The sequence below is a fragment of the Bradyrhizobium retamae genome, from assembly GCF_001440415.1.
Classification (GTDB): Bacteria; Pseudomonadota; Alphaproteobacteria; order Rhizobiales; family Xanthobacteraceae; genus Bradyrhizobium; species Bradyrhizobium retamae.
In genome coordinates, this window is record NZ_LLYA01000178.1 from 17,610 (window position 1) to 38,576 (window position 20,967).

At 60.5% G+C, this 20,967-nt stretch carries 24 protein-coding genes and 1 tRNA gene; 16 read left to right on the top strand and 9 right to left on the bottom strand.

The window, feature by feature from the left end:
- Positions 1 to 145 precede the first annotated feature (145 nt).
- The 12 genes from CQ13_RS28665 to CQ13_RS28720 all read left to right on the top strand — a co-directional run bounded on the left by CQ13_RS28665 (position 146) and on the right by CQ13_RS28720 (position 9,552).
- Positions 146 to 403 carry a hypothetical protein gene (locus CQ13_RS28665; RefSeq protein ID WP_057846178.1) on the top strand — a complete coding sequence of 86 codons (258 nt, stop codon included), beginning with the start codon at positions 146 to 148 and terminating at the stop codon, positions 401 to 403.
- Between the two features lie 146 nt (positions 404 to 549).
- Complete coding sequence (locus CQ13_RS28670) at positions 550 to 1,533, top strand: AAA family ATPase (protein WP_245309393.1); 984 nt, start codon at positions 550 to 552, stop codon at positions 1,531 to 1,533.
- A 53-nt stretch (positions 1,534 to 1,586) separates the two neighbouring features.
- Positions 1,587 to 2,417, top strand: coding sequence for a terminase small subunit-like protein (locus CQ13_RS28675; RefSeq protein WP_197427473.1), 831 nt, complete (start codon positions 1,587 to 1,589; stop codon positions 2,415 to 2,417).
- A gap of 123 nt (positions 2,418 to 2,540) precedes the next feature.
- Positions 2,541 to 2,693, top strand: coding sequence for a hypothetical protein (locus CQ13_RS43530; RefSeq protein WP_156433970.1), 153 nt, complete (start codon positions 2,541 to 2,543; stop codon positions 2,691 to 2,693).
- Between the two features lie 351 nt (positions 2,694 to 3,044).
- Positions 3,045 to 4,841, top strand: a complete 1,797-nt coding sequence (locus CQ13_RS28685; RefSeq protein WP_057846182.1) for a hypothetical protein — start codon at positions 3,045 to 3,047, stop codon at positions 4,839 to 4,841.
- Between the two features lie 74 nt (positions 4,842 to 4,915).
- A complete protein-coding gene (locus CQ13_RS28690) occupies positions 4,916 to 5,245 on the top strand; it encodes a hypothetical protein (RefSeq protein ID WP_057846183.1) in 330 nt (109 codons plus the stop codon).
- A gap of 102 nt (positions 5,246 to 5,347) precedes the next feature.
- The gene (locus tag CQ13_RS28695) at positions 5,348 to 6,283 is read left to right on the top strand and encodes a hypothetical protein (RefSeq protein ID WP_057846184.1); all 936 of its coding nucleotides are present in this window, start codon (positions 5,348 to 5,350) and stop codon (positions 6,281 to 6,283) included.
- 5 nt (positions 6,284 to 6,288) lie between these two features.
- Positions 6,289 to 7,299: a DUF5309 domain-containing protein gene (locus CQ13_RS28700; RefSeq protein ID WP_057846185.1), complete on the top strand. Its 1,011-nt coding sequence runs from the start codon at positions 6,289 to 6,291 to the stop codon at positions 7,297 to 7,299.
- Between the two features lie 13 nt (positions 7,300 to 7,312).
- Positions 7,313 to 7,750, top strand: coding sequence for a hypothetical protein (locus CQ13_RS28705; protein WP_057846186.1), 438 nt, complete (start codon positions 7,313 to 7,315; stop codon positions 7,748 to 7,750).
- A gap of 56 nt (positions 7,751 to 7,806) precedes the next feature.
- Positions 7,807 to 8,112 carry a hypothetical protein gene (locus tag CQ13_RS28710; RefSeq protein ID WP_057846187.1) on the top strand — a complete coding sequence of 102 codons (306 nt, stop codon included), beginning with the start codon at positions 7,807 to 7,809 and terminating at the stop codon, positions 8,110 to 8,112.
- Between the two features lie 54 nt (positions 8,113 to 8,166).
- Entirely contained in the window at positions 8,167 to 8,958 is a 792-nt protein-coding gene (locus CQ13_RS28715; RefSeq protein WP_156433971.1) for a hypothetical protein, read from the top strand.
- Positions 8,959 to 9,234: 276 nt separating this feature from the next.
- Positions 9,235 to 9,552, top strand: a complete 318-nt coding sequence (locus tag CQ13_RS28720) for a hypothetical protein (protein ID WP_057846189.1) — start codon at positions 9,235 to 9,237, stop codon at positions 9,550 to 9,552.
- Positions 9,553 to 9,574: 22 nt separating this feature from the next.
- Here CQ13_RS28720 and CQ13_RS28725 read toward each other — a convergent pair whose 3' ends face one another.
- Positions 9,575 to 9,955: a hypothetical protein gene (locus CQ13_RS28725; RefSeq protein WP_057846190.1), complete on the bottom strand. Its 381-nt coding sequence runs from the start codon at positions 9,953 to 9,955 to the stop codon at positions 9,575 to 9,577.
- Between the two features lie 111 nt (positions 9,956 to 10,066).
- On the opposite strand from CQ13_RS28725, the gene CQ13_RS28730 reads away from it, so the two are divergent.
- The gene (locus CQ13_RS28730) at positions 10,067 to 10,744 is read left to right on the top strand and encodes a hypothetical protein (RefSeq protein ID WP_156433972.1); all 678 of its coding nucleotides are present in this window, start codon (positions 10,067 to 10,069) and stop codon (positions 10,742 to 10,744) included.
- Between the two features lie 12 nt (positions 10,745 to 10,756).
- Here CQ13_RS28730 and CQ13_RS46535 read toward each other — a convergent pair whose 3' ends face one another.
- Positions 10,757 to 10,885 carry a hypothetical protein gene (locus CQ13_RS46535; protein ID WP_283807533.1) on the bottom strand — a complete coding sequence of 43 codons (129 nt, stop codon included), beginning with the start codon at positions 10,883 to 10,885 and terminating at the stop codon, positions 10,757 to 10,759.
- 359 nt (positions 10,886 to 11,244) lie between these two features.
- On the opposite strand from CQ13_RS46535, the gene CQ13_RS28735 reads away from it, so the two are divergent.
- Entirely contained in the window at positions 11,245 to 12,015 is a 771-nt protein-coding gene (locus tag CQ13_RS28735) for a hypothetical protein (protein ID WP_057846192.1), read from the top strand.
- A 205-nt stretch (positions 12,016 to 12,220) separates the two neighbouring features.
- On the opposite strand, the gene CQ13_RS44645 is transcribed toward CQ13_RS28735, so the two are convergent.
- Positions 12,221 to 12,367: a hypothetical protein gene (locus tag CQ13_RS44645; protein WP_197427474.1), complete on the bottom strand. Its 147-nt coding sequence runs from the start codon at positions 12,365 to 12,367 to the stop codon at positions 12,221 to 12,223.
- On the bottom strand, positions 12,364 to 12,588 hold the full coding sequence (locus CQ13_RS28740; protein WP_347337065.1) for a hypothetical protein: 225 nt from the start codon (positions 12,586 to 12,588) through the stop codon (positions 12,364 to 12,366). Before CQ13_RS28740 ends, CQ13_RS44645 begins: the two co-directional genes overlap by 4 nt.
- 502 nt (positions 12,589 to 13,090) lie before the next feature.
- Here CQ13_RS28740 and CQ13_RS28750 point away from each other — a divergent pair.
- Positions 13,091 to 13,294, top strand: coding sequence for a hypothetical protein (locus CQ13_RS28750; RefSeq protein ID WP_057846195.1), 204 nt, complete (start codon positions 13,091 to 13,093; stop codon positions 13,292 to 13,294).
- A gap of 208 nt (positions 13,295 to 13,502) precedes the next feature.
- On the opposite strand, the gene CQ13_RS28755 is transcribed toward CQ13_RS28750, so the two are convergent.
- From CQ13_RS28755 to CQ13_RS28765, 3 genes are all read right to left on the bottom strand, one after another.
- A tRNA-Lys gene (locus tag CQ13_RS28755) sits at positions 13,503 to 13,578 on the bottom strand.
- A gap of 244 nt (positions 13,579 to 13,822) precedes the next feature.
- Positions 13,823 to 16,501 (bottom strand): glycosyltransferase, encoded by a 2,679-nt coding sequence (locus CQ13_RS28760; RefSeq protein ID WP_057846196.1) that lies wholly within the window; start codon positions 16,499 to 16,501, stop codon positions 13,823 to 13,825.
- Between the two features lie 212 nt (positions 16,502 to 16,713).
- On the bottom strand, positions 16,714 to 17,277 hold the full coding sequence (locus tag CQ13_RS28765; RefSeq protein ID WP_057846197.1) for a hypothetical protein: 564 nt from the start codon (positions 17,275 to 17,277) through the stop codon (positions 16,714 to 16,716).
- 249 nt (positions 17,278 to 17,526) lie between these two features.
- On the opposite strand from CQ13_RS28765, the gene CQ13_RS28770 reads away from it, so the two are divergent.
- Positions 17,527 to 19,152, top strand: a complete 1,626-nt coding sequence (locus CQ13_RS28770; protein ID WP_057846198.1) for a glycoside hydrolase family 17 protein — start codon at positions 17,527 to 17,529, stop codon at positions 19,150 to 19,152.
- On the opposite strand, the gene CQ13_RS28775 is transcribed toward CQ13_RS28770, so the two are convergent.
- Together CQ13_RS28775 and CQ13_RS28780 are read right to left on the bottom strand one after the other, a co-directional pair.
- Positions 19,112 to 19,492 carry a hypothetical protein gene (locus tag CQ13_RS28775; RefSeq protein WP_057846199.1) on the bottom strand — a complete coding sequence of 127 codons (381 nt, stop codon included), beginning with the start codon at positions 19,490 to 19,492 and terminating at the stop codon, positions 19,112 to 19,114. The genes CQ13_RS28770 and CQ13_RS28775 overlap by 41 nt on opposite strands.
- Positions 19,493 to 19,588: 96 nt before the next feature.
- Positions 19,589 to 20,905, bottom strand: a complete 1,317-nt coding sequence (locus CQ13_RS28780; protein ID WP_057846200.1) for a hypothetical protein — start codon at positions 20,903 to 20,905, stop codon at positions 19,589 to 19,591.
- Positions 20,906 to 20,967: the final 62 nt, after the last annotated feature.

Below are 20,967 nucleotides of genomic sequence, written 5' to 3' on the forward strand. Positions count from 1 at the left end.
CGATCTCTTCGGAACTTAAATCATCAGCCGAGCTACCGCAAGACCTGATCTCCGCCACGTTCGGCCGTAGCTTCGTTGTCGTGCGCGAGCCGATCACACGGTTTCGTCGTCGTACGCCTTCCCGCATTCGTGCCTGGAGGGCGACTTGAAGCACGTCACCATAACCGAAACCGACGACATCACCGCGGCGACGGTGGAAGCAAAGCGCAATGTCGCCATAGCCAAGCTAAGCCAGTTTGAGCAGGAATGCTTGAACCTGGGCGGCATGGCGAAACGCAACCCGCACCGCAAGCGGGAGGTGGTTGATTGCCTCTATCAGATCGCGGTCACCAATAGCCTGCTCTCGACGCACGGCGGCGCGCTGATTGAAGACTTGATCGCGGTCGGACTGGAGGCGCGATGAACATTCCCAAGCTTCGCGACGACGGTTTGGCGGTAGTGCAGAACGATCCATTCGACGGTGCCTCGGACTACAAAGCCGAGAATGCGACGTTAGACCGGCTCGTGGTGCAGAAAGACAGGGGGCGCGATCTCCGCTTCAAGTATCAGATGCTGCACGAAATCGGTGACAGTCCACCTAAGAAGCGCTGGCTCATCAAGAACGTGGTCGCGCTTGGTGAAACCAGCGCATGGATTGCGCCGCCTGGCGGCTTGAAGTCGGCGCTATTGGCGGAGCTTTCCTTTTGCGTGGCCGCTCAGCGGGATTGGCACGGCTACAAGTCAAAGAATTCGGGCGGTGTGGTGTACTTCGCCCTAGAGCGGGCCGATCTCGTGAAGCGTCGCCTCCGGGCATATCTGGTGCGCTCCAGCGACGACATCGGCGGTATTGCGCCAATAGCGATCGTTCCCGGAATGGTCGACCTCATGAACGCTGCCACGGTCAAGGACGTGGTGGCGCTCATTCGGGCGATCGAGGAGGAGGGTGAACTAGTCTACCTCGTCGTCTTCGATACATTCGCGAAGCTGATTGCGGCCGGCGGAGGCGACGAGAACCTTGCCAAGGACCAGGGCAGGGTGTTCGCCAACGTCCAGCGCATCAAGGACGCTGTTGGCTGTCACGTCGCCCTTATCGGCCATACCGGCAAGGACGAAGGCCGCGGCGCCAGGGGCTCCAATGCGCTCCTGGGCGACGTCGATGTGATGGTGACGGTATCCGGTGACGAGATCAAAACCGCGACCGTCACCAAAGCCAACGATATGCCAGAGGGGCCGCTGTTCTCTTTCAAGTCAGAGATCCACGAGTTCGGGACTGACGAGGACGGCGACCCGATCACGGTCAACATTGTGAACGGTGACGAAGTTTCGGTTCAATCTGCACCGAAACCCAGCGAACCCAAGCTGTCCACCAATCAGCGCGTCATGTACCGCCTGCTGGTTGAGGCCGGCTCCGGCGGCTTGGCAACGGAAGAGTGGAACGAGTTCGCCAAAGAGAACGGGATCACCACCAAGCAGCGCCACTACGAAGCCCGCATGGCCCTGAAGGACAAAGGGCTGGTTCGGGAATACGCCGGCAGATGGAAATGCAGCGGGTAACGGTAACGGTCCGGATGCCCCCCTTATAGGGGGGCAATCCGTGACGTGACCGCGTGACCAACCCAATCCGTGACCGTGACGTGACCATGACGTTACCAGGCGTGACCAATGAAACAGGTACGGCAATGAACAAGCCAATCGAATATTCGGAAGAGATCGCAGCGGAAATCTGCGAACGGATGATTGAAGGCAAAGGCTTGCTCCAAATCTGCAAGGATGAGGACATGCCGGCAAGGGGGACGGTTTACAGGTGGCTGGATAGCCGCGACAGCTTCCGAGACAGGTACGCGCGTGCGCGCGAAGCCCAGATGGATTACTTTGCCGAGCTGATCCGGGAGATCGCCTTTGATGAGTCCGGCGATATCGTGCTGGAGCAGGTGGGCGACAAGACTACCGCCGTTGCCAACCACGCCAAGGTACAACGCGATCGGCTCAAGGTGGACAGCCTCAAATGGATTGCGAGCAAGCTGTTCGGCCGCCAATACGGCGACAGACCGGCAGAAGTGCCGCAGACGCCTGGCAAGGTTTCAGTGCGTTGGCAGGGGGCTGGCGAGGCCGGCGGCATAAACCGGATCGAGTTGGTTGGTGTTCGCCCTCCGATAAGTCGCATTGAACGGGTGATCGTTGACCCCAGAGACGACAACCAAACCCCCGAGCAAGCGCCAGAGAGGCCCGAGGAGCCGCCACGGCAGATCGCCTACAATCCAACCCCGCCGCCGGCTGACCTTTCGCCTGAGGCGTGGAGTGCGATTGCGCGCGTGTCTGAATTGATTGAACAGATCGCGCCGAGCGACGAGACGCCAGAGCATGTGTTCGGCCTGATCGAGGGCTTTTTGCGCGCGCATTTTGTCGCATCTCTTTCCAATAGTGTGCATGGCGTGTGAAGCAATTCCATTGCGTTACCTAAGCCATTGATAAAACATTACAAATTACGTGCAATCCCGTGATAATGTGTTACGTGGTCTAGCAAGCGAGCGCAGTTCGCGCCGCGATCACGGGATTTGGCGATGACGGAAGATGGATTGGGCGAGCTTGTCCGAATGCTTCAGGCGCACACGCCGCTTGTGCAGCTATCGAACATGGAAGCGCGGGCGGTATTCGAGCTGATGCAGCATCGCGGCTACACGATCACGGCGCCGGCAGTTGAGGCTGGCAACTGATGAGCGATCGACCCATCCAAGTCCGCTTCCCCTCCAGAGCCGCACAGATGGTCGCTGATGCCGCAACGCGGCAGGGCACCACAACGAGCGGGATTGTCCGCCGATTCACGTACGATGGCCTGAGAGCCCTGGGACTCGATCCTACCGGCATCCCCGCCCGCGACACGGACGACTCTCAGCGGCCCGCTAACGGCGAGGTAGCGGCATGACCGAGAGGCAGAGCGAGACGCCGGAATCCGTTGACCGGCCTCGTCGCGTTTTCTCTGGGCTGACGTTCTCAAGCCGCACGTTTCCGGCGGTGGATCCTGAGCCGAGCGCGCCAGCCAAGCCGAACGCTGGGACGCAGCCAAAATGACGCTTGTAATAACTCACTCGACGGTTACAGGCACTGGTGTTGATACCGACGCCATTGTTGACGGCGCGGATTGGGATGCCAACCATGTTCTGACGGGTGTTAGTTCCCCATCGCAAGGAGGGACGGGCGTTGTCAACAACGACGCCAGCACGCTCACGATCTCGGGCGCGTTTGGCACCACGTTCACGGTAACAGCAACCACCAGCTTGACGCTGCCGACGACTGGCACATTGGCAACGGTTGCGGGCAGCGAGGCCCTGACCAACAAGACCTACAACGGCAACACCTGGACCGCTGGCACGGGCACGCTGACGCTTGGCGCTGGCAAGACCTTCACTGTCAACAACACGCTGACGTTCACTGGTACGGATGCCAGTTCGGTCGCGTTCGGTACTGGCGGGACCGTTCTGTATGACGGCGGTGCGCTGGGAACGCCGGCATCTGGGACACTAACGAATTGCACCGGCCTTCCGGTCTCGACTGGCATAAGTGGGCTCGGCGCTGGTGTTGCCACGTTCCTTGCCACGCCGTCGTCCGCCAATCTCGCCTCTGCCGTCACAAACGAAACCGGATCGGGGGCGCTGGTCTTTGCGACATCTCCCACGCTGGTTACTCCGGCTCTCGGAACGCCGTCCTCAGTTACGCTGACCAACGCCACCGGCTTGCCGGTTTCGACGGGCATCAGCGGCCTCGGAACGGGCGTGGCTACGTTCCTGGCTACGCCATCCAGCGCGAACCTGAGAGGCGCGCTAACCGATGAAACCGGGACGGGCGCGGCTGTTTTCGCGACATCCCCGACATTGGTAACGCCTGCGCTCGGCACGCCTGCGTCTGGAACGCTGACGAACTGCACGGGGCTGCCGCTCACCACGGGTGTAACGGGTAATCTTCCCGTTACGAACCTCAATAGTGGCACGTTGGCGTCATCCTCGACGTTCTGGCGCGGTGATGGGACTTGGGCAACGCCGGCAGGCGCCGGGGACATGCTGGCCGCGAACAATCTTTCGGATGTTGCTAGTCAGAACACGGCCTTCAACAATCTGCACTCAGGCTTGCTACAAAACTTCCTTTCCGGACTTGGCCTTGCCAACAACGGAACTGACGCAACGAACGATATCGATATTGCCCCCGGCGCGGCAATGGATTCAACCAACGTCGCACTGATGAAGCTCGCGGCTGCTTTGACGAAGCGCCTTGATGCAGCGTGGGCGGTTGGGACGAACCAGGGCGGGCTAGATACTGGAGCGATTGCCAACGGCACATATCATCTCTGGCTGATCCAGCGCTCGGATACCGGCGTAGTTGACGCGCTGTTCTCGGCGTCTGTCTCTGCGCCAACTATGCCGGCAAACTATGACCGCAAGCGGCGTATTGGCTCCATCCGGCGCGTTTCTGGGGCGCTGCAATTGTTCACGCAGTTTGGAGACGAGTTCAGGCTTGTGACCCCAGTTCGCGACATCAACACCCAGGCTCCCGGCACTAGCGGCACGAATTATACGCTTAGCAGCCCTTCTGGCATCATGGTCGAAGTATTCGGGACAGGGTTCGCAAACACCTCAGGCACGACGAGCCGTACAGGATGGTATCGGATCGGCGATAGCTCCGGGACTGTCTCCGCTTACGGTCAATCTGATCAGGCACTCTACGATCCATCCACGGGTAGCGGTGCTACCGGGCAAATTCGAGTGCGCACGAATACGTCAGCTCAAATTGGCGTCGCGGCGGCTAATGCTTCTACCAGCATCGACTTTATGCTTCGCGGGTGGATCGATACGCGCGGGAAGGATTCATAAACGATGGGCCTCTTTGACGGCTACCAGTTCGATCAGGGGACTTATGGGGTCGGCAACGAGCCGACGCTGCACTGATGGCAAGCTGGGCATCAAAGATCAGGGCGCACAGTGCGAGCAAGCAGCCGAGGCCGCGCAAGCCGCGTCCCGTCGTGCATACGGCATGGGCGCAAACGCGACCGCCGAATGAGGAAATCGGCGACCCCGGCGCGGTGATCGATATTCATTACACGCTCGAAGACAACGCGGTGACGCTGACCAACGACAAGGGCGCCCCGATCGGCGGCAAGGCCGGATCCTACGTTTTGCAGCCTGGAGAGAACGCGGCGCGGATTGCAACGCGGCTGGGGCTGGCCGAGGTCGATCGCAGTCATGATGCCCCCATGAATGTTTCGTGGGTGGTTTGAGAATTTACGGCTTGGCCTGGGTCTCCGCCTAGGTCGGGGTCCAAGACTGGCGGCGGGGTTAATCCCCTGCCGTCCTTTTTGGAATAGCAAGGAAGCAAGGCATTGAACGACGCTCGCGCATTAGCGCCCGTCTCTGAGTCCACTGAGCTGACCGTCGCCGAGGCGGCGGATGCCTTGTCGCGAGAATTCCAGAACGAATCCAGCCCGGTTGAAAGCCGCCCGCTGGCCGTCGAGGAAAAAAAGGAAGCCGATCCACCGGCATTGAGTGACCAAACAAAGGTTACTCTCAAGGACGGTGCCGAGCTTTCAATTCAAGAGCTGAAGCGAGGTTATATCTCGCGGAAGTCATTCACGCAGAAGACCCAAGCCCTCGCCGATGAGCGGGCTCGCTTCGAGGAACTCCGCGTACAAACACAGCACTACGCCAGAGCTTGTGCAGAAATGTACAACGCGCTGGAGATCGCAGCCCATGCGCTAATGCCTCAACAACCCGACCGCTCGATGGTCGATGTTGATCCGCAAACATGGAAAGCGCTGCAGGACGATTACGAATTCAAGGTGGGCTTGCTCGCGCAGGCCCAGCAAGCCGCTCAGGCACAGTCCAGTGCTGCGCAAGCAGCACGTAATGCGGAGGAACGGGATTCCTCGCACCGTTGGTTGATGGCGAGGCAACAGCAGCGCGAAGCGTTGTTTGAGGCCATGCCCGAACTGACGAATGCGAATGAAGCCCGCAGATTCCAGGAAGACGCGATCGACACGATAGCTGGGTATGGCTTCTCGGTTGAGGAGCTGAGTTCCAGCCTAGAAGATTTGCGGAATTTTAGAATCGTCCGCGACCTGATCCGCTACCGGAAGGCTTTGCAATCGGCCCCCAAATTGAAGGGGAACGTTGCTGGGTTGCCGGTGCTGACGGGCAAGAAGCGCATGGACAGGGCCGAAAGGTCCACCCGCGCCAACCGGACTCAGTTTGAGCAATTCAGAAACACCGGGCGATTGGATGACGCAGCAGCGATCCTCGCCAAACGCATGAAAGACTGAACCAAATGACTGTCGTCAGTGGAACACTGCAGACCTACGATCGCGTAGGCAACCGCGAAGACCTGGAAGATGTTGTCTACAACATCTCTCCGAAAGAAACGCCGCTTGTTTCTCTCATTAGTTCGTCTTCTGTCTCGGGGAAGCGCCATGAATGGCAGACGGACACGCTCCGCACGCCGGCCGCGAATGCTCAGGTTGAAGGCGACGATTTCTCTTTCGTCACCAAGCCGCCCTCGGTTCGGGTGGCGAACTTCACTCAGATCGCGTCCGACACGCTGATTGTTTCCGACACTCAGGAGAAGGTCGATAAGGCCGGCCGTTCATCGGAGCTTGGCTACCAGCTTGCGAAGATGGGCACCGAACTCAAGAAAGACGTGGAGCTTAGTTTGCTCTCCAACGTCGCTTCGTCTGCTGGTAGTGAAACGACCGGGCGCGTATCGGCCGGCTTCCCTGCGTGGGTGACCTCGGCGAACACGACCAACGGCCTTCGTGGTGCTGGCGGCTCGTCCGGCGGCTTCAACTCTGGCACGGGCCTGGTGAATGCTGCGACCAACGGCACCCAGCGCGCCTTCACTAAGGCTCTGCTCGATGCCGCTGTAGCGACTTGCTACAGCAACGGCGGCAACCCCACGACCGTGATGGTTTCGCCATATAACAAGCAGGTGTTCTCGCGCTTCATGGATGACGCCGATGTCGTCCCGAACCGCAAGGCGCTCAAGGAGAAGAAACAGGCCACCATCGTTGCGGCGGCGGACATGTATTTGTCCGATTTTGGCGAACTGGCCGTGGTCCCCAATCGCGTGATGCTGACTTCGGCGGCTGCAGCCCGCAACATCCTGGTCATCGACCCGGATTACGTAAAGCGCGGCGTGCTGCGCTCGATGCACACGGTAAAACTGGCAAAGACCGGAGACGCAGAGAAGCGTGCTGTTCTGACCGAGTTCTGTTTGGTCATGAAGAACGAACTCGCATCAACCTGCATTGCCGACACCTTCGGCTTGACTGCCAGCACCTAAAGGAAAAACGAACATGCCCGTTACTCACTTTCCAATCTCGGTCCCCGATGCGGCGACCTACACCGTCAAGGCCACCGATGCCGGCCTTGTGCACTACATGCCGGACCTGACGGCGGATATTACGATCACTCTGCCAAGCCCCGACTTTGGCCTCTGGTTCGAGTTCGCCTATGTTGGCGCGGCTGCCGATGCGCAAGACTGGCTCATCAATACCGGCTCCGACACGAATTACTACAAAGGCGGAGTGCTTCACGTCGATGCCGATGCGGGCGCCGGGGCGGATGAATGTCTTCCGGCTCGCAGTGATGGCAATTCGAACTCCAAATTTACCGTTCTAACGCCAGACGTTGGGACGCGGGTTCGGATCGAATGCGCAGATGGCGTGACCTGGAATGTCAGCGGCATGGTTGTGAGCGCGAGTGCGAGCGCTGCGGCCTTCGCCGATCAGTGATCTGACAGAGGGGGACGGGCTTCGGCCCGTCCTCTTCCCAAGCGAGCCAATGCGCAATGGAAGAATGGAAAGTTCTCTCAACCGATCCGGACGGCACCGTCACCTATTTCATGGATATCGGCAACGCCTGGGTAGTGAAGACGGAAACGCCCGTTGACGATCTCCTGGCGGACAACAAGGCCAAATTCAATGACTCCCTTGGGAAGCGGTTTGGCGACGGCAAGGTGGTGGCGCGCGTGCCGATGAACCTGTTCTTTGACAAGCTTGCCGAGCCGATGAAGCAGCGAGATCGCAAGTTCATCAAGCGGTTTCTAAACGATGCCGACAACGCTGCATTCCGAACCTTCAAAGGAAATATCTAAGTGGCACAAGCGCTGACATTGACGGAAGCTGCGGAGCGGCTGGCCCCCGTCTTCATGGAAGAGTCGGAATCAACCTCTCTTCCGGTCCCTGCCAAGTCCAATGGAAAGTGGATGTCCCTGGAGAACGCCGGGACTATCCTGGCCGAGCGCGTGACCGGGCAGTCCGTTGCCAAGCCTTCGAAGGCAAGGGCAGAGGTCACTGTCAGGGAAGCGGCAAAGCAGATCGAACGCTCCGATCTGGAAACGCCCGCCGAATTGTCAGAACTCAGGGGGAGGCGGCTGGTGGCTACGGCCGCGTCGTTTCAATGCTGGCAGGAGTTGGAGGACTTCATCAATCGAGCGACGCACCATTTCCAAGGTCAGGACGAAGCGACGCTAGCTGCCGATCCGCAGTATCGCGAGGTCTGCGCTTACGCTCAACAGCTAAGGGCGCGGTACGATGCTGCGTATCATGAGGCGACTGACGTGTGGACCAGGCAATGCCTGGCCGAGAACGAGGTTTTCGAAGCGGGGCGGCCGGACTGGAAGCCGGAGGATGCAAGGCGAGTAGCTGCGTTGCTTGACCGGCTTGGCGTTTCAGAACAGGAGAGGGAAGCGCTCTGGCTCACACCCGAGCCAATCAACGTCGCAAGCCCGATCTGCATGACGCTCGCGCAATTGGCGGTTGGTGCTGACAACCCGGATCCAATCCAGGCGGCTCTCGGCGCCGTGGGCTTTGACGACGGAGATATCAATGCCGTGATCTCGGGCGAGATGCCGATCTATCTGCGGGACCATCGTATTCAGGAACTGGTAGCGAGGGCGGCTGATGTTGACACGCAAGCAAAAAATCGCGCGGCTGCTTGATAGCTCCAGCGAAGGAGAGAGGGCGGCGGCACAGGCTGCACTCGATCGCCTGACGATAACGCCACCGCCTCCCGGTTCACCGGAGTGGTCCGCCGCCATGATTGAACACAAGAGGATCGTTTCAGAATGCGGGCTTCGAATAAGCGACCCCGGTTTGAGTACAGCCGATGTTACCACCATTCGACGGTGGACCCGGTTTGTAGGGAGGCCGTGGGAAGACGGCGCAGAGGACCTGCGCAGGATTCATCGGCAGCTTGTGAAACAGGATCAAGAGCAATGTCTGGCGCTTCCATCCCCAACCTAGGCGAAATGGCCTTGCATCTCGAGTATCGTCTGATCGAGGCCGTCTCTGCCGGCCCGATGGGCAAGGAGGTCAGCGCTGAGATCGCCGAGGCCGTAGCGGGTGCGAAAGATATGGATCTGGCGGGCCTGCTTGCCTGGGGCCGCGCCCTGCATGCTGCCGCCGCAGTCTGCTTCAAGCGCGGTGACGAAGACGCGGAGTTATTGCACGACATGGCGCAGCGGCTGATCGGGCTGGCATTTGACCGGATTGCCTTGGCCGCGCCGCCAGTGCCGGAAAGCTTGAAGCATTGATTGCTGTGAGCGAGCTATCGATTCAGTCATCGTCTTCCCAGGCGGGGGTCGAATAGTCGAGGGCAACTCTCCGCCCTTCGAACCATCCCCAATCACAAGCTTTCGGCTCGAATGGGCTATCTTCACCCGGCGCGTACTCCCATGCTTTCCAAGCTTCCTGATATTCTTCGTCGCTCATTTCGGTGAGCGGCTCGGCCGCTCGCATAATCAGAACCGCCCCTTTCGGTGACACCCAGAGAGCCGGACACAGCAATGCTCGGCGCGTGTCGTTCGATTTGCGGTACAGATTCGCCTCATACAGGTTGCTCGCTCGTCCCCGCTGGTTCTTAGCGAATTTGAAGGCGAGAGGGCCGACAATGATGACTGGCGACCGCATGCTACCGGCCTTTGAGATTTTCAACATGAGTTTGCACCGCGCGAAACAGTCATGCGGCACTATATGCGCCTGGAGGAGTTGTGGCGAGAATCGGTTTATAGGTTCGTCTGCCACGACTAGCCAGAGGGCGGAGGCGGCATGGGCGTCTATAGAAAATATTGCAGGATCTGCTGGTACAGCGGCAAGTGTATGCGCTTTGCTATCGCTGGCGCTTACAAGAGTTCGCTCAATTGGGGCGGCATCCTGGGTGCCGGAGTGATTGGCGCTTTCGCAGAGCTGCGCGGCTTCAGCTTTCTTCCTGGTGAGGGATGGCAAGGAATTGTTGCGTCAGGCCTGATTTATACTGCCGTTGCCTTTCTGGTTATCTTCCTAGTCCGGCTGGTCATCGCCCCTTTTGTGATCCATCGCGATGGTGAATGGCATGGCCTACGATTCGTTTACCGCGAACCACAACTAGGCTTCAGTCACTATTTCAAACCAAGCGAAAACAATGAGGTTTTCCGATTCCGATTTAAGGACGCCCCTCCATTTTCAGCGATAACTTACAAAATTGTAGCCGATGGCCGGTCTGATTTTTTTTCGATAGTCGTTGCCGCTCATGAGAAGGGGTTGATCGAGTTCACAACTCATTCTGATTTTCAGTACACCGGCGGAACTGTTGCTGTGAATAAGGACCGGGATATGTGCGCTAAAGCCTTTTTGCGGCCCGATGCCGATCCGTTCTCAATTCGAATATATGTTCATTCATGGGAAGAGCATGCCGACCCGGCAACGGAAATCAAAACGGCTGACTTTGAACCCGCAAGATGGGGATGATGCTAGCCGGCACTATTTCTTCGCCTTCAACCCCAGCTCTACAAGCCGGCGGATGGCTTCGGGCCGCCCCGGCAGATCATCCTGCTGGCGGCGCCAGTCGTCGATCTCTCGCAGGCCATCGGTCGTAATGCGCACCGTCACAGCCTCGCTCTCCACAGGAGGGCGGCCGCGTGATTTTTTAATGTTATTTATTCTTGACTTCATAAATTTATGATGTCATAAAATGGCAAGCCGGGCAAGTGCGGAAACATCCTGCCCGGCTCTAACCCCAAGCAAGGACGAGACCCATGCCTAAGGCTGAACGCGTGCTTAGCACGCCACCCACAAACGCGCCCATATGTCAGAGCGCCCCAGGCGCCGTTCAATTGTCCTCACCTCCAGTGATTCTCGGAAGTCATCCCCCTGCATATCAGGGAGTCAAAAACCAACCAGAACCATCCCGCGGATCGGCGATTCATTCGGAAGGGGCGGGCAAGTCAACAATTAGCAGGAGGTTTCTAATGAACTCGATCGTTTCCCTTCCCATCGCCGCGGCCGTGCCAGTTGCGAGCCCGTCGATCGCCAGCCCGATGTCGGACAAGCCTAGCAGCCTGGAAGCTGAACTGGCGCGCTTTGAGCAGGCGGTAAATGTGCTGCGAACGCGGCATGTTTGCGAAGGGTGGACGATGGATGAGGCAGCGGCCGAACGAGCGTTGAGCTACTTCCGCAAGGGGTGTCCCGACGACGACGAGGAATGGGGTGCTACCCTCTACTTCATGGCGTCTCACGGCCTTTCGTTCGAGTGGATACACTATGGCGACCCAAGCGTGATGATTGCTCAAAGTGCCTCCCTTTCGCGGCAAGCGGCTGCTGCGGACCCCATTTTTGCAGCGATTGATTCACACAAGCGTGCTTTCACCGCGTATGACGTGGAGATGCCTCGGACGGATGAGCTTGAAGAGGCTATTCCGAGCAATCGGCGGCAAACTACCACGGCCGAGTTGGACAACCCGGCAGAGGACGATGACCCGCAATGGGTCCAGCATCAGCGCGAATTGCACCGGCTACGCGAAGCAGAAAGCGAGGCTGAGTGCGTTCTTGCCTCCGTAGTGCCGACGACGCTGCAGGGAATCGCCGCGCTACTCCAATACGCAGCCGAGGTGGAGAGGCGGGGCGCTGGATGGCCTACCGATCTCGTCGATCCCGACGACGAAAAAACGAAGTTCGGACGTAGCTGGTACTACTTCGTACACCGAAACCTAGTCGAATCGCTCCAGACCTTGGCCGCGTAGTTCTTGCCGCTTGGCCCGCCGGTTCACGCTGGCGGGCCGTAGTCTTACGGGAGCAGCTTGCGTGAACCTTGGGCGCGGCAGCACAGACCAACATGTAACCCGGGATTTTGTTAATCCCTCTCGGGAAAGAGATTCAGCGCCGCCAGCGATCGTTTCAACGCTAGGCGGCGTTGCGTTGTCTGTCGTCGCCCTCAGTTGGCGGCCTTCATTCCAGAACCTCATACTCAAAGGCCACGCCTTCGGGGTCATTCTCCGCGAACCAGGTTGCGGCGCCGTCCGCATTTGCGAACACCTTGAGGTGGTCAGGGTCTCCGACCTCTTTGCTCGTATCGACGTAAATCAGCACGGTCATTGGTCCCTCTTGAGCTTTCTCCGCCCCCAATGATGTCCTTTGCTCTCCGTGAACTCGGGGACGCGGCCGCGGTTCAATGCCCGCATGACGCCGATCCGGGCCAACATCGTCGGACCGCCGCTCCCCGCGACGAGGATCAGCGCCTCCATGGCGGCCAGCCATTCTGGCGCAGAGTGCTCCGCCTTCGGCAGCTTCATGATGTAGCTGGCGGCGTCCCTCAAGGTCAGGAGCTGCCGGCCATTCGGAAGCGGTATTGGATCCTCAAACGAGGTCGACCAGGGCAATAAAAATGCTCAGGCAATGATCTTGGGTGTTCCATCCCAGCAAAGCCTATCCCTAGCGGCTTGTCATCTTGTTCACGTTTTGTACTATTGTGAAATGAAGACCGATCGGGAAATCGAGATCCTGTTCAGGCGGCTACGCCTCTACGACGAGCTCGGGCGCCGCGCCGAGGGGCTCGTTCGAACGATTCAGAGGGTATTGGGGGAGCGCTATGGGCCTAGATCACGTCCGTTCCGAAATCGAGCACATGCGCGTGCAAGTCGGAAAACAGCGTAAGGAGATTCTCCAGCTTCAACGCGCCGGCATCTCGACTGCATCGGCTGAGCTTTTGCTACAACGGATGCTGGCAAAGATTGATGGCCTTTGTGACGAGCGGGACCGACTCAAGAAGGAGGAGGGCGGTCCAACGAAAGGGCGCGTGCTTGGCGGCCGGAGTTGGTGATGGCAGAGCCGCTCAAATGGTACGACGAGAACGCGGACAACTCGCCGTGGATCGATGCACTCGCTGAACTGCGTCAGCGCGCGACCCGCGAGGGCTACTGCTATCAACACGTCCAGGCAATCACGGTCGCGATCGACCAGTACGCCGAGAAGGCGCTAGGCAACCGCGATTACTTTCTCAACAAGCCTTACAGAATTGGCTGAGGCTCATTCGATGCCGCTGCCGAGCTTTTCGATCTTGACCCCGATTGAAACGATCGCCCCCAATATTGCGACCATGGCCACGACAACAGCGATTGCAGCAACCAGAATGATGTCCATCACGCACCCATGTGTGTGCAGGGTGTGTGCACATGAAAAAACCTCTTCCGATCAAGAAGAGGTTTTTGCGGGCTAAGTGATTGATTTTGCTTGGTGAGCGCGGAGGGACTCGAACCCTCGACCCCATGATTAAAAGTCACGTGCTCTACCGCCTGAGCTACGCGCTCACTCGCCGCGCTGTGTAGGGGGCGGGCCCCTGCGGGTCAATAGCAACCCTGCGGCAAATTCGTGGTTCGTTTGATCCCAATTCTCTTTAGGTAGCTAAAGGTTAGTTCGGGTTCTTCAACCGGCCGCCGCCAATCGATCCACGGGAAAGTCGCGGTTCTGATTGAAATCAGAACCGTGATCGCCTCCTATTTGACGCGTCTTCCTGGCGCGAACCGGGATTCACTTCGCTCGAAAAACGCTGCATTAGTTGACCTCCCGGCGAATCTCGGAGGCGACCGGCTGGGAGTGGGTGTTGACCGTCGGCAGGGTGACCGGGCGCAGCCCGATCAGTTCCGCCGTCCGCACCGCGCTGTTACGCCAGAAAACGAAGGAATTGATACGGGAGTTTTCCAAAAGCGCGATCGCGACCGCCGAGAGGAACGGCAGGCTTTGCAGCACTAGCACGCCCGCGAAGATATAGATCTCGCGCACTTCCTTGTAGCCGTTGGTGACGACCAGGACGGCGGCGCCGATCAGCAGCAGCACGCCGATCACGGCTTCCCAGAATGCCTGGAATTCGATCGACATCCGCGACAGCCCGCCCTTGGAGGTGCGGGCGAAGGCGAGGTGCTCGGTGATCAGGCCTTGGGCCACCGCACGCGACACCGTCCACTGCACACTCATCGCCGCGATCATGGCGCCCAGCATCTGGCCGGCCTTGATCTTCACCCGCAAGCGGTAGAGCGCGACGAAATGGATCAGCGAGACGGCGAAGGAGGCGATGATCGGCAGCGTCAGGATCTTGTCGGGAATGGCGATGTCGGCAAAGGCCACGATCGGCACCCAGATCAGGTTGAGGATCGCCACGACGACGCCCAGGCTTTCGGCCCCTAGCCAGTTCAGCCAGCCGAGCGAGAATTCGCGGCGCTGGTCCGGTGTCAGCCGGCTGGCGCCGGGCAGGAAGCGCCGCCAGTGCTTCTTGACGATCTGGAAGCCGCCATAGGCCCAGCGGTGACGCTGCTTCTTGAACGCCTCATAGGTGTCGGGCAGGAGGCCCTCGCCATAGCGGACGTTGGTGTAGTGCGTCAGCCAGCCTTGCTGCTGGATGGTCAGGCCGAGATCGGTGTCCTCGCAGATGGTGTCGCTGGACCAGCCACCGGCCATGTCCATCGCGGAGCGGCGGATCAGGCACATCGTGCCGTGCACGATGATCGAGTTGAACTCGTTGCGTTGGACCATGCCAATGTCGAAGAACCCGGCATATTCGCCGTTCATGATGTAGTGCATCAGCGAGCGGTCGCCGTCGCGATGCTCCTGCGGTGCCTGCACCAGGCCGACGCGCGGGTCGGCGAACACCGGCACGAGATCCTTCAGCCAGTCCGGGTGCACGACGTAGTCGGCGTCGATGATGCCGATGATCTCGGCGTCCGCCGCGGTGCGCTCCATGGCGATGCGGAGCGCGCCGGCCTTGAAGCCCTGCACCTTCTCGGCGTTGATGAACTTGAAGCGTTCGCCGAGCGCACGGCAGTGATCCTGGATCGGCCGCCAGAATTCCGGGTCGGGCGTGTTGTTGATGATACAGACGCATTCGAAATTCGGGTAGTCGAGCCGCGACACCGCATCCAGCGTCTGCTTCAGCATCTCGACCGGCTCGTGGTAAGCGGGGATGTGAATCGAAACCTTGGGGAAGGCGACGTTCTCGCCGATGGTGGCGGGCGCTAACGGCGCGCTCTTGGTGATCAGCCGGCGCGGCCCGCGGCCGAAGGCAATCGCCGCGATTTCGTCGATGCGCGCCATCGCGATCAGGATCAGCGGAACCAGCAGGAACAGGCCAAGCGTCAGCGCAAACGCCGAGCCGAACACGAAATAATGCCCGGCCCAGTAGGCGAACACGGTGGAAACCCAGGCGCCGACGCCGTTCGCTGCCGCTGAAAGCAGCAGTGCCTGCATGATTGTCGGCTGCTCGAGCCGCAGGATCGGCAGCGACATCAGGATGCCCATCAGCAGCGCGATCGCAGCCAGCTTCCAGTAATTCTCGTTCACGATCGGGCCGGTCCACGCGAATTTCGGTTCGCGATTGGCATCGAGGATGCCCCAATAGGGGCCGACGCCGCCTTCGAAGAATTTCCAGGGCTGATCGATCGCCTCGACGATGTTGTAGTCGATGCCGATCGCTTCCGCGCGGGTGACGAAATTGCGCAGCACCGAGGCCTGTTCGAACGGGCCGGGCTCGGCGTTCCTCAAATTGTATCCGGCGCTCGGCCAGCCGAACTCGGCAATCACGATCCGTTTGCCGGGAAACTGATCGCGCAGCAGCTGGAACATCGCCACCGCCTGATCGACGGCTTGCTTGTCGGTGAAGTTCTCCCAATAGGGCAGCACGTGCGCGGCGATGAAATCGACAGAGGACGCCAGTTCCGGATTGTCGCGCCAGATGTTCCAGATCTCACCGGTCGTCACGGGGACGTTGACGGATTTCTTGACCTGCTTGATCAGCTCGACCAGGTCGTCGATCTTCTGCTCGCCGCGGAAAATGGTTTCGTTGCCGACGACGATTCCGTTGACGTTGCTGTTGCGCTTGGCGAGGTTGATCGCCGCCTCGATCTCGCGCTTGTTGCGATCGGAATTCTTGTCGATCCAGGCGCCGACGGTGACCTTCAGGCCGAATTCGGCCGCGATCGGCGGCACCAGTTCGACGCCGCCGGTCGAGGAGTAGAGACGAATCGCGCGCGTGATCGTCGAGAGCTTCTTCAGGTCGGCGCGGATCTTTTCGATCTGCGGAATATTGTCGACGTCGGGATGCGCCGAACCCTCGAACGGCGCATAGGAGACGCTCGGCAAAATACCCCTGAAATCGGGCGCCGGTTGCTTTTCCCGGAATAGGCCCCACAGCCCGGCGTGAGCTGCGGTTACAAACAGCAGAACGGCGACGACAGCGCGCATCGGGGGCTAAACCATACGGGGCTGCAATTTATGGGAAGCGAACCTGTCCCCTAGGTTCGACCGACACGGCGGCATCATAAGGATAATCCTGCCCTGCGTTTTCACAACTGGTATGACGCCATGACTTTTTTAAGGACCGCGCCTTAAGGGCGTGACCAATCCAAACGCACAAATAGGATCGTTCCGCTGAACGTATCCTGAATGCCGGACGTCTATTTCGCCTGTGGGCTTGGCGCGGGGCTGGGGGCCGGCGAGGGCGAAGCGGCCGGCGCAGGCGTCGCACTGCCGGCGGTAGCGGGCGCCTGGCTGGCTGCGGCAGCCTGCGGCTGGGCGCCCGGATTGATCCAGCAGACGTGGATGCGGCTGTCGAGGGTTTCCGCCACCTTGGGATCGATCTGTCCGCCAAAGCGGGTCAGGCAGCGGAAGGTAGCCTGGACATGCCCGCCGGGGCAGCCAAACCGGTCATAGAGATCGAGGTGCCGGAATGCGGTATCCAGGTCGTCGCGCCACATCAGCCGAACCACCCGGCGGCCGAGCCAGACGCATTCGGGATTTCCGGCCGGGCCGTTGATTGCCTGGGCTGCCTCGACGAACTCGTCGGTCTTGCGCTGGTTGTCCCTGTTGGCGTCGGCGGCATTGGCCGGTGCCTTGCCTTGATCCTGCGGGGTCGGGCTGCCGCTCTGGGCAAACGCCCCGCCCGATCCGATCAGGAGGGCCAGGCCGGCAGCGGCGAAGCGCCTCAAAACAACTCTTGGATCAAGCAACCGTCGACGCATACATTCCCCGATCAATTTCCCGCCGCGAGCGGCCGGTGTGGTGTTCTGGCTTGTTGCCGCCCAAATAGGTCCCCAATGCGGCGGAAACATCCGGCGATTCACATGACGGGTATTTCAGATTTTGTCCAGCAAAGTCACAACTTTATCATAGGCGCTGGTAAACTGCCGCAGGGACGGAGGCGGAATAGGGCGATCGTGCATCTTGGCAGAACGCCGATGAACGGGTAATCGACGGTCCCCGCCCGGAGGATGGAACCGATTTCTCTTCGTACGCCGCTGGCGCTTCTCCTGTCATCGCTCGGTATGATCGCGGCCCTCTGGTGGTGGCTCGCCACGCCGATTACGCTTTCGCGCGCGCCGATCGATCCCACCGCCAAGCTGCAATGCGTCTCCTACGCGCCGTTCCGCGGCGCGCAGACACCCCTGATACCGACCACGCAGATCCTTCCCGAACAGATCGCCGAGGACCTGGCGCAGCTCGCCAAGATTACCGACTGCGTGCGGACCTATTCGATCGAGAACGGGCTCGACCAGGTTCCGGCGCTGGCCGCCAAGGTCGGGCTGAAGGTGATCCAGGGGATCTGGCTCTCGAGCAACCGGATCAAGAATCTTGCCCAGATTTCGGTCGCGATCGAACTGACCAAGGAACACCCGGACACGATCACCGCACTGGTGGTCGGCAACGAGGTGCTGCTGCGCGGCGAGATGACGACATCGGATCTCGCGGCTCACATCCGCTCGGTCAAGTCGCGGGTCACGGTGCCCGTGACCTATGCCGACGTCTGGGAGTTCTGGCTGCGTAACCGCGAAATCTACGACGCGGTCGACTTCGTCATGATCCATATCCTGCCGTACTGGGAAGACATGCCGGTGCGCGCGAAACACGCCGCCGGCCATGTCGACGATATCCGCAAGCGGATGGCGGTGGCGTTTCCAGCCAAGGAAATCCTGATCGGCGAAACCGGCTGGCCGAGCGCGGGGCGGATGCGCGAAGGCGCGCTGCCGTCGCGCACCAACCAGGCGCGCGTGGTGTCCGAAATCCTCGATCTCGCCAAGCGCGAAAAATTTCGGGTCAACCTGATCGAGGCCTACGACCAGCCGTGGAAGCGTGAGCTCGAAGGCACCGTCGGCGGCTATTGGGGCATGATCAATGACGCGCAGCGGGCGGTGAAATATCCGCCTGGCGAGCCGATCAGCAATTATCCGTTCTGGAAACTGCAGATGGGAGGCGGGATGGCGCTCAGCGCCTTCGTCTTCCTGGCGGGTTGGCTGACGCTGCGGCGCCGGCCGTGGAAGCCGCGGCTGGCTTCGTGGGTCGCAGTCGGGACGTCGGCGACGACCGCCGGCATGCTGCTCGGAGTCGCCGCGGACAAGATGTTTTATGAGAGCTACGGGGCAGGCGGCTGGCTGCAATGGGGCGCGCTGCTGGCAGCTGCCATTGCATCGCCGATGCTGTGCGCGAACGCCGCGATGTCGGGGCGGTCGCTGCCGACCTTCCTCGAACTGCTCGGGCCGCGCGAGGGCCGGACCAAGTCGGTGCTGTCGGCGCTGCTGGGACTCGTGCTTGTCGTCACCACGCTGATTGCGGCGGAAACCGCGCTCGGCTTTACGTTCGATCCGCGCTACCGCGACTTTCCGTTCGCCTCATTGACCATGGCGGTGGTGCCGTTCGCGGCGCTGATGCTGCTCAACCGGCCGAAAGGGGGCGTTCGCCCGATTGCCGAATCCGCCTTTGCCGGCTTGCTGGTTGTGGCCGCGCTCTTCACCGCCTTCAACGAAGGCAATCAGAACTGGCAGTCGATGTGGACCTGCGCGATCTATCTCTTGCTGGCGCTCACGCTGTGGCGGGCGCGGGCCGTGCAAATCCCAAAATGAGCAGGCCGATCGCAATTCCCGACAGCGCGATGTTGTAGAGCACGATCCCGAATCCCGCCGCGATCAGGCCGCCGGTCAGCAGCACGATCGACGGCCGCATGACGTGAAGCGTCGCAATGATCAGCGCGGTGATGCCGAATACCGAATTCTTGAACAGGTAGGTGGCGAGCGTCCGCGATTTGCACTGCATGGTTTGCAGGCCGGCGTCGCAGGCGAGCGCGACAGTCGAAAACTCGACCGTGAGGTAGCGCAGATAGAGCGCGTAGCCAACGGAGACGAAGCCGACCACCAGCAGGAATTGGACTTGATAGGGCGTGAGCCGGAACGGGGATTTTTTCATCGGCGCAATATGGTCGGGATTGGCGGCCGGGACAAGCGTTCGCCCGCTGTGAAAATGCAGATCAGAGTTTCGTCATAACGCTCTGTAGCCAAGAGCTTATTGTGAATTTTTCTTGCCAAAGATGGACGAAAATGTCGTCTGCGTTGGCTCCGGCGGCGGCTCCGGCTTCTTCGCCACCTCCTCAACGACTGTCGCCGCCGACTGCTTGGCGATGCCGCGCCGGCGCGGGCCAGGCTTGGCGGCAGTGGGCGGCGGATCGTTCAACGACAGCCGCTGGCCATCGAAGATCGCGGTCTCGCAGGGGCGGCTGTTTTCGGCAAGAATGGCGCAGATCCTGGCGGCGGCGCCGGCATCGTTCAGCGGACCGGCGACCAAGCGAAGCTGCATGCCGAGGCCGTTGGTACCTTCCTTCACCACGATGATCGGGCGCAGTGCCGTCAACGGCGCGTTCGATCTCGATTTCAGCAGCCCGCGCCACAACGCGCGCAGGCCGTTCACCGAATTGGCGCTGCCGAGATCGACCCCGAACTCGGTCCGCTGCAGCGATACTTTTGGTGCGGCGGCGTCATCCGCTTCCGCATCGGTCGGCGTCGACGCGACGACATCCGGGATCGGGCTTGCGATCACCGGGTTCGGCCCTTTGCCCAGCTCGATCAGTTTGCCGGCAGCGGGATCGGGCGGAGCCATCATCGACTGCGCGGCCATCAGTGGCGTGGCGGGCGAGGGTTTCGCGGACTCCGGTTTGGCGGGCTCCAGCGTAACGGAGTCGGCCTTTGCCATCTCAGCCTTTGTCATCTCAGCCTTTGTCATCTCAGCCTTGGCCGTTTCCGGCTTGGCGATCTCTGCTTTGGCTGCGTCGGTCTTTGCAGGCGAAACCGGAGCCGGGCCTGCCTCGGCGGTGGCAGCGGGCTTGTCAGCGACCAGCGCTGCGGGCGGGGCGGTCGCGACCGGCGAGACGCTTGGCGATGCCGGCTTCTGGGCGGCTTGCGGTTCCGCATTGGCAGCCGGGGGCGAAGCCTGCGCGGAACCCTGGCGGGCGATGGCCCCGGTGGCCGATTCGAACCCCTGTTCCAAGCTGGCGACACGAGAATACAGCCGGTCGCGATCGCCGTTCAGCGTATCGATGGCGGCGGCGAGCCGCCGCGCCTCATTCTGGGTTTCTCTGGCCACGAGCTGAATTTGCTGCGCCTGCCGGGTGACATCAGCGGCGGCGACCTGCTCGCGCTTCACCCCAAGGGATGACTGGTTGGCCATTACGGCCAGAATCACCGCAGCCGTCGCGCCAGCGCCCCAGGATCCGAGCCGCCACAGCGCGCGACGGTCGAGTGCATCTTCGTCGGCCAACAGGTTGCTCAGCACACCGCCGCTGTCATCCGCCTCAAAGTCTGCGAGATGGTCTGGTTTCTTGGCCAAGCGCCCCTGGCCCTCCTCAAGGCCCGCCGAATCACAGGGCAAACATTAACAGGAAAAGCGAC